Source organism: Veillonella parvula, from assembly GCF_048309325.1.
Taxonomy (GTDB): Bacteria; Bacillota; Negativicutes; order Veillonellales; family Veillonellaceae; genus Veillonella; species Veillonella parvula_T.
Genome location: NZ_DBFBTX010000004.1, coordinates 264,884 through 277,911, shown reverse-complemented (window position 1 = coordinate 277,911; position 13,028 = coordinate 264,884). Strand labels below are relative to the sequence as shown.

The 13,028-nt window shown below is 40.5% G+C and carries 8 protein-coding genes; 7 read left to right on the top strand and 1 reads right to left on the bottom strand.

Annotated elements, in window-relative coordinates; translation table 11 throughout:
* The first annotated feature begins 180 nt into the window (after positions 1–180).
* Complete coding sequence (cooS, locus tag ACMKPP_RS03880; protein ID WP_128114388.1) at positions 181–2,370, top strand: anaerobic carbon-monoxide dehydrogenase catalytic subunit; 2,190 nt, start codon at positions 181–183, stop codon at positions 2,368–2,370.
* Between the two features lie 600 nt (positions 2,371–2,970).
* Positions 2,971–3,333, top strand: a complete 363-nt coding sequence (locus ACMKPP_RS03875; protein ID WP_418369301.1) for a hypothetical protein — start codon at positions 2,971–2,973, stop codon at positions 3,331–3,333.
* A gap of 120 nt (positions 3,334–3,453) precedes the next feature.
* Here the strand turns inward: ACMKPP_RS03875 and bioB are convergent, their stop codons facing one another.
* On the bottom strand, positions 3,454–4,482 hold the full coding sequence (gene bioB / locus ACMKPP_RS03870; RefSeq protein ID WP_004694042.1) for a biotin synthase BioB: 1,029 nt from the start codon (positions 4,480–4,482) through the stop codon (positions 3,454–3,456).
* A gap of 323 nt (positions 4,483–4,805) precedes the next feature.
* Between bioB and ACMKPP_RS03865 the strand changes: the two genes are divergently transcribed.
* The 5 genes from ACMKPP_RS03865 to hemG all read left to right on the top strand — a co-directional run bounded on the left by ACMKPP_RS03865 (position 4,806) and on the right by hemG (position 12,934).
* Positions 4,806–6,077 (top strand): metallophosphoesterase family protein, encoded by a 1,272-nt coding sequence (locus ACMKPP_RS03865; RefSeq protein ID WP_418369300.1) that lies wholly within the window; start codon positions 4,806–4,808, stop codon positions 6,075–6,077.
* On the top strand, positions 6,067–8,949 hold the full coding sequence (locus ACMKPP_RS03860) for an ATP-binding protein (RefSeq protein WP_418369299.1): 2,883 nt from the start codon (positions 6,067–6,069) through the stop codon (positions 8,947–8,949). The genes ACMKPP_RS03865 and ACMKPP_RS03860 overlap by 11 nt, the downstream gene beginning before the upstream one ends.
* A 208-nt stretch (positions 8,950–9,157) precedes the next feature.
* Positions 9,158–10,201: a uroporphyrinogen decarboxylase gene (gene hemE, locus ACMKPP_RS03855; protein ID WP_123138387.1), complete on the top strand. Its 1,044-nt coding sequence runs from the start codon at positions 9,158–9,160 to the stop codon at positions 10,199–10,201.
* A gap of 4 nt (positions 10,202–10,205) precedes the next feature.
* Positions 10,206–11,210, top strand: a complete 1,005-nt coding sequence (locus ACMKPP_RS03850; protein ID WP_279008998.1) for a ferrochelatase — start codon at positions 10,206–10,208, stop codon at positions 11,208–11,210.
* A complete protein-coding gene (gene hemG, locus ACMKPP_RS03845; RefSeq protein ID WP_279009001.1) occupies positions 11,207–12,934 on the top strand; it encodes a protoporphyrinogen oxidase in 1,728 nt (575 codons plus the stop codon). Before ACMKPP_RS03850 ends, hemG begins: the two co-directional genes overlap by 4 nt.
* Positions 12,935–13,028: the final 94 nt, after the last annotated feature.

Below are 13,028 nucleotides of genomic sequence, written 5' to 3'. Positions count from 1 at the left end.
AAATTTCTCAAATTTTAATTGACAAATGTCCTTTCAGAAAATATACTTATAGTAGTTTAAAACATATTTAGGAGATAGGATTTAAAACCCATCATTGTAGTGGATTTAAAGTGAATTAAAAGTAGAATATGTTTTCTTATTATTGTTGGTTGGCCTATGTAGGTCACTAGGAGGTTTACTATGAGTAAAGAAGTGGAAAATAAAAAGACTCATGAACATGATCACCATTGCTATTGCGGTGAACATCAACATGATCACGGTCATCATCACCATGGTCACGACCATGACCATCATCACGACCATGGTCATCATCACGACCACGATCATGACCACGATCATGAACATGGTCACGACCATAGTCATGCAAAGGCTCTTCCGACGGATAAATGGGTGCCACACACTCATGAACCAGGGGTACCTCATGAACATGGCGTAAATGACTATATGAAAGCCGTTGCTGAGTATCGTAAAACATGGCCTACAAAACAAGACGTTATTGAACAAACACCAGATCCTGCGGTACGCGAAATGATTCTTCGCATGGAGCAAATCGGTTGCGATACAGTATTTGACCGTTTTGATAAACAACAACCACAATGTACATTTGGTATTGCCGGTGTATGTTGCCGTATTTGCTTCATGGGGCCATGTAAAATTACACCTAAGAGCCCTCGTGGGGTCTGTGGTGCCGATGCAGATCTTATCGTAGCTCGTAATATGACACGTGCTGCTGCAGGTGGCTTGACCCAACATGGTGCACATGCTCGTGAAATCTTGATTTCTTTGAAAGCGGCTGCTAATGACCAATTGGATATTCCAATTTTAGGGGAAGAAAAAATCCGTACTGTATGTAAAGCTTTCAATATCCCTGAAGAAGGCCGTTCCTTAAAAGAAGTGGCTAATGACTTGGCAGATGTTCTATTAGAAGATTTGAGCCGTGCATTACCTGGTGAATATAAAACAATTACTGCAATGGCTCCTGCTGAACGTCGTGAAGTTTGGAAAAACTTGGATATCTTGCCTATTTCTGCGTACAATGAAGCCTTTGATGCATATCATCGTACATGCGTAGGTACAGATGGTGATTGGGAAAGCAACATGAAACAATTCTTGCGTTGTGGTCTTGCTTTCACATTCACAGGCGTAGTAGCAGCGGACATCGCAACAGACGCATTGTTTGGTCAAGGTGGTCGTCGCACATCTAAAGTTAACATTGGTGCCTTGAAAAAAGGTTATGTTAACATCGCCGTTCATGGTCACTTGCCAACATTGGTATCCCAAATTTGTAAAATTGGCGCCTCTGAAGAATATTTAGAAAAAGCAAAAGCTATCGGCGCTAAAGGTATTCAATTCTATGGTATCTGCTGCTCTGGTTTGTCCAGTATGTACCGTTATGAAAATGTTATTCCATTGTGTAATGCTATCGGTGCTGAACTTGTACTTGGTACAGGCGCTCTTGATTGCTGGGTAGCTGACGTTCAAGACGTTTATCCTGCTATCATGGACGTAGCACGTTGCTTCAACACAAAGGTTATTACTACATCTGATGCAGCTCGTTTACCAGGTGCTGAACACATCGGCTACGACCATCATCACACTAACTTGGCTGAAACAAAAGAATTGGCTCGCAAAATCTTGGATCGTGCTCTTGAAGCTCATGAATTGCGCAAAGGTATGCCTGTATTCATTCCGCCATACGAAATCACAGCAGAAGTTGGCTTCTCTCCAGAATCCACTGTTAAACATTATGGTTCCTTCAAACCATTGGCAGAGGCTTTAAAATCTGGTAAAGTTCGCGGTATCGTTAACGTAGTAGGTTGTTCCAACCCTCGTGTTATCTATGAAAAGGCAACTGTAGATATTGTTGATACACTTATTAAAAATGGCTGTATCATCCTTACAAATGGTTGTGCATCTTTCCCATTGATGAAACTTGGCTATTGTAATACAGATGCTAACAAGAAATGTAGTCCTGCATTGCAAGAGTTCTTGGGTGATGATCAACCACCAGTATGGCATGTGGGTGAATGTGTAGATAATGCGCGTTCCTCCGGTATCTTCGGTGGTATTGCGGCAGAACTTGGTCTTAACTTACCTCAATTGCCATTTGCTATGTCTAGCCCTGAATGGTCTAACGAAAAAGGTATCGATGCATCCCTTGGCTTCCGCTTGATGGGGATTAACTCTTACCACTGCGTTGAGCCACCTACACAAGGCTCTGATGCTGTTACAAAATGGCTCAAAGAAGACACTAAAGATATCTTAGGCTCTGTTATGTATGTAAATACGGATCCTGCTAAAGTAGCTGAGAAAATCTTGGCAGATATCGATGAAAAACGTGCTGCTTTAGGTTGGGCTGAAGTAAAATAGTAAGATAGAAATTAGTAAATTGTAGTTTATAATAAAAAACGCTCAAAAGCGTAATGGTTATCGTATTTCCTTAAGCTTTTGAGCGTTTTTTTTTTTAAGAATATAGTATTACTTGTTAATTCGTGAGTCCTTATAAACCCTTTACTATTAACCCTTATGGTAATATGTATGTAGACTTAACAATATGTATAAGTTTATGAAGTAACGAAAAAAGGACTCTGTATAGAGTCCTTTTTTCATGTAAGGGGAGTGTTAGTATTAATATCAAATGAAACATGTATTTAAACAAGTAGTAGGTTTGGGGTTAGTATTACTTGTCGGGAGATAAATACACGTACGGTAACCAGGGAATTGTTACCTCTATTTATCATTTGACATTATCATTATAGGAAGAGTAAATGAGTTAAAAATGAAGAAATTTAATAAATTTCTTTAAGTTTCTTATATTTGTAAAAAACATGGTAATTAATTTTAATTATTGTTGATAAATATGGGACAATTTTGGTATTATATAAAGGAGAAGTTGTATATTTTATAAAGGTTTATCCACATTAAGCTTTTATAAAATATACAGCTCGATAGCATGAGAGGGGCAGTCATATGAGTAAAATATTCACCATATTAACACTTTTGTGGCTACTCAGTATAGGGGGGACTACTAACGCAACGGACTGGTACTATGTTGGACCAGATGCATCAGGAAACCAATTATTTATTGACAATGACAGTGTACAGAAGAGTGATTACGATGCACTTTTGTGGCTGCGAGTTAATGAACTGGGTGGCGACGAATTGCGATATAAAGTTTATATCAGTAGATATAATCGAACCATGGAAACATTGAAGGTAGATGCGTACATGTCAGACGGGACGCCGTATGAGAATGTAGAATTTAATGAGAATCCTGAGCCCATTGTGGGTAACACAAATGGTCAAGCCATTTACATTTTATTATGGAAATAAAAGAACCATCTAGTACAGCAAACTAGATGGTTCTTTTTATGTGTAAAATATTTATAAAGCATTAGGGAATAATTTATATACTACATCCTCTAGATATAGAGAATGGTATATATGAGGTTTTTAGACTTGAGCTGTATTGCGAGTCAACTCCAAGTCTTGAATCATTTGGAGATCGTCTTGAGGTGAACGACCACCAGTAGTTAAGTAGCCACCAACCATAATACCGTTTAGGCCACCTTTTAGAGCATAAGCTTGTAAGTCTCGTAGATTTACTTCGCGACCCCCTGCAGTACGAATCAATGCGTTTGGCAAGATGAAACGGAATACGGCGAAGGTACGTAAGATATCCAATGGACGTAAAGCTTCGTTGCTTTCAAATGGAGTCCCTTTAACAGGATTCAAAATGTTTAATGGCACGGAGTCAATATGTAAACGTTTAAGTTCGAACGCCATTTCTACGCGTTGTTCTAATGTTTCGTTAAGTCCAAGAATGCCACCAGAGCAAACACGGATGCCTGCTTTTTGTGCATTATCTATGGTAAACATTTTATCTTCGTAGGAATGTGTAGTACAAATATCTGGGAAGTGACTAGGTGCCGTTTCGATATTGGAGTGGTATCGAGTAACACCAACTTCTTTTAATTTGAGTGCTTGTTCGTAAGTTAACAACCCAAGAGAACAGCAGATTTCAAGACCAATTTCGTTTTTGATACGGCCTAATACATGGATGATTTGATCAAATTCATCAGGGTTATTAGTATTACGACCACTTGTTACGATGGAAAAACGAATGGCACCAGCCTCTTTAGCTTTACGTGCTGCTTGGAGAATGCTTTCTTCATCCATGAAAGGATACTCCTGAACGCCTGTGTTGTGGTGTGCGGATTGAGCACAGAATTTACAGTTTTCAGGACATTTGCCGGATCGAGCATTAACAATGGCGCATACATCCACAGAATTATCATTGAAATGTTGGCGAATTTTATCAGCCATAGCGAGTAGAATCATAGTATCATCATCTGAAGTATGAATTAGCTCGATTGCTTCTTCTTTTGTAATTTCGCCGCCGTTCATGATGCGGTTTGCAATGGTAAGTATTTTTTCGTATGTACCCACTTGGGATGGTTGTTGATCTATAGGCAAAGCCATAATAGCCTCCAGGAAATTGTTAACTTAATAAAAACATAATATATTGACAATTTGATTGTAAACGTTCGCGCATAAATTGTCAACTTAATGCATGAATTGGTTAACAAAAAAATATATTATGATTTATATCTTATGATGAAAGAATATGTGCTTATCTTATAATTTATATTTATTAATAGTTAAGAAAAGTTTAGTTTAACTATATCTTTTTGATGCTAAATGATAGTTATTTTTAACTTATCTTTAAGGTTTTGTAGTATAATAAACTATTGTAATTACTATATATAACTATAATAAGAATATTAATGGAGGAGTGGATATAGATGCAGCCGTTTCGATTTATACACTGTGGTGATCTGCATTTAGGGGCACCCTTTCAATATGCTACAGGTATTAGCAGCGCTGTTGATCGCGTTGTAAGTGAAGCAACCTATGTAGCCTTAGATAAAATTATTGATACTGCTATTACAGAACATATTCATGCTGTTGTAATAGCTGGTGATATTTATAATAGCGAAGACCATAATTTAGAGGCTCAAGTCCGTTTTGTGCGCGCCATGTATCGCTTGGCGGAGCATCGTATTGATGTCTATATGGTACAAGGTAACCATGATCCTGCTGAAAGCTGGAAAGCACAATTACAGATGCCAGATAATGTACATGTATTTTCTAGCGAACAGGTACAGCGTTTCCCGCTCATCGTTAACAATATAGAAATTGGTGGCGTATATGGTATTAGTTGTGGTCATGGTAATGAAAGCGACAACTATGTTCGTCAATACAGAGCTTTTGAACGGGATGAGTTTTCTCTTGCTGTTATGCATGGTACTGTAGGTTCTAGTGTAGGCTCTGAAAATCATAATGTAATAGGACCTTGTAACTTAACTGATTTAACAGAGGCCGCTATGGATTATTGGGCATTGGGCCATATTCATAAATCTCAAGTTCTTAGCGAGGAGCCTCTCGTAGTTTATGCTGGTAATTCGCAAGGATTGCATCGTAAAGAACATGGACCAAAGGGATGTTATCTTGTATCCGTATCTCATAATGGTCATTGTGATTTGCGATTTATCGATACCTGTGCTGTCCGATTTGAGGAAATCAAAATCGATATTGCTGGCATGCAAAATGAAACGGATTTCTTAGAGATTTTGCGCCGTAAAAAAGAAAATTTGCGAAAGCAGCATAAGAAAAACATCTTGCTATCCATCGTTTTGTCTGGTACAGGACCTCTACATCGCCTATGTACGCAAGAGGGGATTCGAAAACTATGGTTGCAAGAGTCTCAAAATGAAGAGAAAAGCAAATCTATATTTGTTATGCCTTACCGTATCATTTCTAATACAAGACCTAGTATTAATCTAGTCGAACGACGTCTATTAACAGATGTAGTAGGTGATTACTTGCGTGCTTATGATGATATGGTAGATGGGGATGCGATACAGACTGCGCGCCAAATCATGGCGGATCGTCCTGAATTTAAGCGCTTAGGCGCATATGCAGATTTATTAAGTGATGAATTATTGGCACGAGCTTTGAAACGTTGTGAAATTGAAGGTGTTACTGTATTGATGGGGGCTAATGATGAACATTAAACGCATACGATTTGATGAATTTGGCCCGTATCGCGACTGGTCTTTCACCACGGGTGACAATGGGGTTCAACTCATGTATGGCCCTAATGAAAGTGGTAAGACATCCTTGCTCGAAGGGATGCGCACCTTGTTGTTTGGCGGTACTCATAAGGCTTATGGCTCTATGACGGGGGCCCTTGATGTGGACCGTAATGGTGAAAGCTACTATATCGGTCGTAAGGGTAAGCATTTAGACTTTTACAGTCCTGGTAATCCTGCCATCCATGAAGAGCCGGCTCAACATTGGTGGCATGGCATCGATAAAAAAACATATAACCGCATATTTGCGTTAACATTAGATGACCTACAAGGACTTGATGTATTACAAGAGGTAGAGGTTCGTTCCCGATTCTTTGGCGCCGAAGGGGGAGAACACTTAGGGGGAGCTGTTAAGGATGTTGAAAAAGGGGCTACAGACCTACTTGTAGCATCCTCGAATGGTAAACGTCGCATCAATGTGTTGATGGATGAGCTTAAAGAAAACCGCCAAAAGCTGAGTCAGTTGGCGGAGCATGAAGCGCAATATGTGGAATTACAAACCGTCTTTCACAGTACGGAGCAAACCGAAATAGAATTGCAAAATCAGTTGAAAGAATGGAAGGAATATCGGGATGGTATCGATGTAGTATTGCGTGCGTGGGATACGTATCGTCGCAGTGAAGAGGCACGTATGCACATGCAGCAGTATAATAGTGAGCTCGCCTTGAGTCGTGATGAGTTTCTTCGCCTTGATGAAGAAATTAAACGGGCTCGTGACAATATGCAATTATGGCAGGAAAAGGAAGCAGCATTGATGCCAGCTAACTTTAGTCCTGATAGCCCATTTGGAACTTATGGCCAAGATATTGAAGATCTTATTCAACAAGGTGCTAAATGGGAGCAGTTACGCCGTGAGTGCGAGGAAGGCGATGCGTACATCCGTAAGGTTAGAGAACAATTGGAGTTTTCACGCACCCTACATTCTGCGTGGCGTCATGATGAGCCAATGGCAGAAGACATCAATTGGTTTGATGGAGAACGTTTGGCAAGTCGTTTGCGCACCGCAAAAGAACAACTTTTACATTGGCAAGACCGCAAACCTGCAGAGGCTACCGATGAGGTGCCGACGGCGAACCTTGAAGGGGCATCCTTACCTAACTTTAGTGAAGAAGAATTAGCTAAAAAAGAATATTTGGAACGTGAATTAGATCGTATCTTAATGGATATAGATCGAGTAGAGGTTAGACGGAATAGTCTTGGTTCAGATGCACAGCCCACACTTCTGCCAAAATGGCTACAACGCATTAGTGGTATAGGTGCTGTTATTGCTGTATTGGTAGTATTAGCAGGTCTGTTGGTTCTTGAATCTGCATTATATACTATAGGTGGTTTTATTTTCTTGATTCTATCTATGGGGCTATTCTGGTATGCTACATGGAGGCTTCATAATGGTAATTCTGAAGTGTCTAAATTAAACTATGAGTTACAAATTTTATCCTCCCGTAAATCCGATGTAGAGCATCAGCTAGAGGCTTTGATCAAGGCTGCTACGCCTACAGCGAGTCCTGTACCATCCTTAGAAGGGGTGGCACATCTTGAACGTTGGATTCAAGAAGGTCATACATTACAAGGCATTTACGATGAAGCTCTCGCAGCATGGCAAAACTGGTTACCACAAGGGGCGGCTAAGAGTCTCGATGAAGATGATTTCTTTGGCCTCAAACATGAATATGATCAATATCATGAGCAAATACGTACTATAGAAGGCTATGAAAAGCGTTTGGCAGAGCATAAAGAAGGCCTACGTATTATTGAAGACCAAGCGATGGCTTTGTGGTATAACCTTGGGATAGAGGCGCCAGTATCTCCAACAGAGCTAAAACGCATTTATAACCAATATAAGAACTTCCAACAAAATAAGATTGTATGGGAACAAAAGGAAGCACAACGTAAAAGCTTCCGCAATGAATACGATAATTGGCATCGCAAGGAAAAAGAGCTACTCCTTCGTCAACAAGAACTGCTCCATAAAGCTGGTATGGAAAGCTCTAACGAGTATCGTCAACATCTTATCGATGAGGACCAATATAAACAGTGGCAAACCATCTATAAGCAAAGTCAGGTGCAGCTTGATTTGCTTGCTCCTGACGCGGAGAATAAAGACTTGTTCTACCGTCGTTTGCGTGAAGGCAACAAGGATAACTGGTTGGATGAACTGGCTCATTCTGAGCGTGAAATAGCCTCTATCGAAGATAAATTGGCTACCTTGTACGAGCGTCGCGGTCAAATCGTTGAAGCCATGCGTACACTTGGATCTGACCAGGAACAACACCAAATGTTGCAAGAACGTGAAGCTTTACGAAGTGAATTAGAGTCTGCTCTCGAAGATTGGGCTACGCAAGTATTGATAAGTCATTGTATGGATAAGGCTCAACAATCATATGAACAAGAAAAACAACCTCATATGTTAGAGCTTGCCTCCTCTTATGTTGAAAGACTAACTGGTGAGAGGTATACGCTTGATATTCTAGGTATCAATAAAGGGGTAGCACTTATCAACAACAATGGGGAACGACTAGAACTTAAATTCTGGTCTAGTGGTCTAGCTGACCAAGTATACTTGGCATTGCGTCTTGCCCTAGCCAAGGTATTCTCTTATCAAGTAGAATCCTTGCCGATTATCTTGGACGATATTTTGGTGCGTTTTGACGAAAACCGTCAACGTAGTGCCTTGGAATTGTTGGCCGAGCTTGGAAAGAATCAACAGATTTGGCTCTTTACCTGTCAACGCTCTGTATATGATATGGCTCAATCTATTATGGGCATCGATTGCCATAGACTAAGTCGTAGCTAAATTAATTTCGGACTTGAATTAAAGACTAGTTGAATTAAAGACTAATTAGATTAAATAGATATCAACGAGGTAATGAAATAATCCCTGTGGTCGCCGCAAGCTTTCACAGGGAATATTAATGGCATTGTTGTGTGTGATTGTAACCAAAGTAACTGTTTTAGTTACCATAGTGTGTTAGTATACATTTAGAACGAAAGGGGTTGAGTACTTGAACACAGCTTATTTGGACATGATCCAAGGGAAGAACCCTGGTGTAACGCCTGTGTGGTATATGCGTCAAGCTGGTCGTAGCCAAGCGGAATATCGCAAAATCAAAGAGAAATATTCATTATTTGAAATTACAAAAGAGCCCGAGTTATGTGCTCGTGTTACGGAATTACCTGTTAAGGAATACGGCGTTGATGCGGCTATCCTTTACAAAGATATCATGAGCCCAATGGTGGCTATGAATGTAAATGTTGAGCTCAAGGCCGGTGTGGGTCCTGTGTTTAGCACGCCTATCCGTTCTATGGCTGATGTAGAGGCTCTAGATTCCTTTGATCCTACCAAGGTAGAGTATATCGGTAAAACGATTACACTCTTAACATCTGGCATGCTCGACGTGCCACTCATTGGTTTTTGCGGTGCGCCGTTTACGATTGCATCCTACCTTATCGAAGGGGGACCAACGAAGAACTACAATAAGACTCGTGGCATGCTCATCGGTGCTCCTCATGTGTGGAATGCATTGATGACTAAACTGGCGGACATGTCCATTGCGTACTTATCCATGCAAGCCGAAGCGGGTGCCAATGCACTTCAAATCTTCGACTCTTGGGTAGGGGCTGTTAATGCAGATCAGTATAAACAAGGGATTTACCCTCATATGGAACGAATCATTAAGGCTGTAAAAGCTAAATATCCTCATTTACCTATAGCGATGAATGGCGTTGGCACTGACCATTTGGTGTCTATTTGGTCTCATTTGCCATTAGACGTCATTGCCCTTGATTGGCGTAGTTCCATTGTTATGGCGAATGAACGGGGTGTAACGCAAACCGTGCAAGGTAACTTAGATCCAGCGTATCTGTTCGGAGACGAAAAAACATTGGCTCACGAAGTAGATCGTATTTTGCTCGAAGGAGTTCGCTATGGTCGCCATATCTTTAATTTAGGTCATGGCGTATTCCCCGAGGCAGATCCTCAAAAACTCCATTGGCTAACGGACTATGTGCATGAACGTAGTCGTGAAATTTGGGCTCAAGAGAGGTAAATTAGTGAAAGTAGAAAAAAAAGGATTATTATTCCTGTCTTATGGTAGCCCTTTAAGTAAGGATGATTTAGTACCCTATATGACGAGCATTCGTCGTGGCCGTGTACCAACGAAAGAAGAGATTGCTAATCTTACTAAGCGTTATGATACAATCGGTCAATGGGAAAATGTTGAACTTCAAACTATGGCAGAGTGCCAATATAGAACCTTGCTTACTCTGTTGCCGACTATGCCTTCCGCTATTGGTTTTTTACACATGAAACCGTCCATTGCAGATGCAGTTGACTCCTTAGTCCAGCAAGGAGTGGAGCATATTATCGCTATTGTAACGGCTCCATTCTTCACCGCTCTCGGTACTGGAGCTTATGAAAAACAAGTACAAGCAGCTATTTCAAATTATGATAATGTGACATTCGACTTTATCCGTTCATGGTGGGACCAACCAACTTTCAAGGAATACTGGGTAAAAACAGTTTCAGAGTGTGTAAATAATGATAAATTAGAATGTATAGATAGTGTTAACGCTGATTGTGTGAATAGTGTTAAATCAGTGTATGTAGATAGTGTAAAATCAGAGTGCGCAGTTGTAGATGCGAACGGTAAAGATGTATTTGTTGTTTTTAGTGCTCACAGTATACCTCTTATCAATAATCATGGTGGCGATTCGTATGCGTTAGCTTTAGAGGAAAGCGCCAAAGAGATTGCTGAACATTGTAAATTACCGAAATGGACTGTGGCGTGGCAAAGTGCAGCTCCTCATGGGCAATGGTTGGGGCCTACTGTAGAGGATGCTATCAACGAAGCCTTACAAACTGGTGCTGATCGCATTGTTTTTGTACCATTTGGATTTGTAAGCAATCACGTTGAAGTATTGTACGATAATGATGTGGAGTGTAAAGAACTCGTTGAAACAGAGGGCGCAACATATATGCGTGCACCCATGCCAAATTGTAATGAAACATTTTTACAAGCAATGGCGAGTGCAATAATAGAAAGGATTCATTCGTGAACGTAACAATTGTGGGCGGTGGCTTAACAGGGCTAACAGCGGCTTATTATTTAGGTCATGCAAAGCCAGAATGGACCATTACTCTTTATGAACAAGCACCACGATTTGGTGGGAAAATACAAACGCAACATGTGGATGACTTCGTAGTGGAACTCGGTCCTGACTCCTATTTGGGTCGTAAAACAGAAATGACAGATCTCGTGCATGATCTTGGACTAGGGGATACCCTTGTGTCTAATGAAACAGGCCAAGCCTTTGTATATGATAAGGGTTCTATCCACCCAATTCCAGGCGGCTCCATTATGGGCATTCCTACGGAAATGATGCCCTTTGTGAAAGCAACGCTCATTTCTTGGCCTGGTAAATTGCGTGCTGGTTTAGATTATTTTAAGAAACCATATCAACTTGATGAAAATGGTGATGTATCCATTGGTCATTTCTTCAAATATCACTTAGGACAAGAAATGATGGATAAACTCATCGAGCCCCTATTAGCGGGTATCTATGGTGGCGATATTTATAAAATTAGTCTATTGTCGACATTCCCTCATTTTATTCAAGTAGAACAAAAATATGGGAACATGGTAAAAGGTATGATGGCCGCTAAGATGAGTCATTCCAAAGCAGGTGTCTCTAAAGCAGCTAAAGATGCTGTAGCAGAAGGCGATGTGCCTCGTGCTGGTAAAGGAACCATGACGGACCGTCAATTTGAAAGTCACGAAGCCAAGACTAGTCAAGATAGTTCTGCCGGTAATAGTGTAAGAGGATCTAGCTATGTGATAAAGACTAGTTCTAATCATCAGTCTGCTAAGGCGCAAGCGGATATGGAAAATCGAAAAGGAACAGCGGCTCAATCCGGTATGTTCCGTCAATTGACAGGTGGCCTTGAAAGTGTGATTACCGCTATCGTTGAGGCTATGCCTAGTAATGTACACCTGCATACAGGTACACTAGTTTCTGATATTCGATATGTTGATGGTATATACTCAATCGATGTGGTCAATCAGTATAACGATTCTTGTGGCTGTCAATCTACGGCTGATTCCGTTAATACTGATTCTATTAGTACTGATTTTATTAATGCCGATAACAGTCTGAACGAGAGTAATTCAGCTACAGAGGCGCTTCTTGATAAAGCTCCCGTTATGGCAGATCATGTGATTATCAGTACGCCACCGGCAACGTATAGACAATGGTTTAAGGATGATCAGGGTTTTGACTTCTTGCGTTCCATGGAGCAATCTAGTTGTGCCATTGCTATTATGTCTTTTGATAAAAGCACCTTTGATGGTGATTTAAAGGGCTCAGGTCTTCTCATTACTAGAAATACAGATACGCCTCTTACAGCGTGTACTATTCTTAATCAAAAATGGCCTCAAACAACGCCAGATGATAAGGTGGTATTGCGTGTCTTTATCGGTAAGCCTGGCAATGACGTGGTAGAACGACTCAGCGAAGAGGAACTTTCAGAATTGGCAGTCAAAGAAATTCAACATATCATGGGTTTCTCTGTCAAACCAGAGTGGGTGCGCATCAATCGCCTCATTCACTGCATGCCTCAATATAATGTAGGCCATCGCGCAGGTATTAAAGCCGTTCGTGAACATGTGGCAGAGCATTATCCGAATTTACACCTCATCGGTACGCCATTTGACGGTATTGGTATTCCTGATGGTGTAAAACAAGCAAAAGAACTGGTAGAAAAACTTGTGAATGACAAGTAAAATAGTGACTTGCTTAAAAGAGTTAGTATAGTATTAAGAGCTATAGGATTATCCTCAGCATAAAAGCAGTATTTTAGGCTTAACTAAAGAATAT

What these genes read in the sequence shown, in the direction of transcription:
- cooS (WP_128114388.1), top strand. Translation starts at nt 181, where the DNA reads ATGAGTAAAGAAGTGGAAAATAAAAAGACTCATGAACATGATCACCAT.
- ACMKPP_RS03875 (WP_418369301.1), top strand. Translation starts at nt 2,971, where the DNA reads ATGAGTAAAATATTCACCATATTAACACTTTTGTGGCTACTCAGTATA.
- bioB (WP_004694042.1), bottom strand. Translation starts at nt 4,482, where the DNA reads ATGGCTTTGCCTATAGATCAACAACCATCCCAAGTGGGTACATACGAA.
- ACMKPP_RS03865 (WP_418369300.1), top strand. Translation starts at nt 4,806, where the DNA reads ATGCAGCCGTTTCGATTTATACACTGTGGTGATCTGCATTTAGGGGCA.
- ACMKPP_RS03860 (WP_418369299.1), top strand. Translation starts at nt 6,067, where the DNA reads ATGAACATTAAACGCATACGATTTGATGAATTTGGCCCGTATCGCGAC.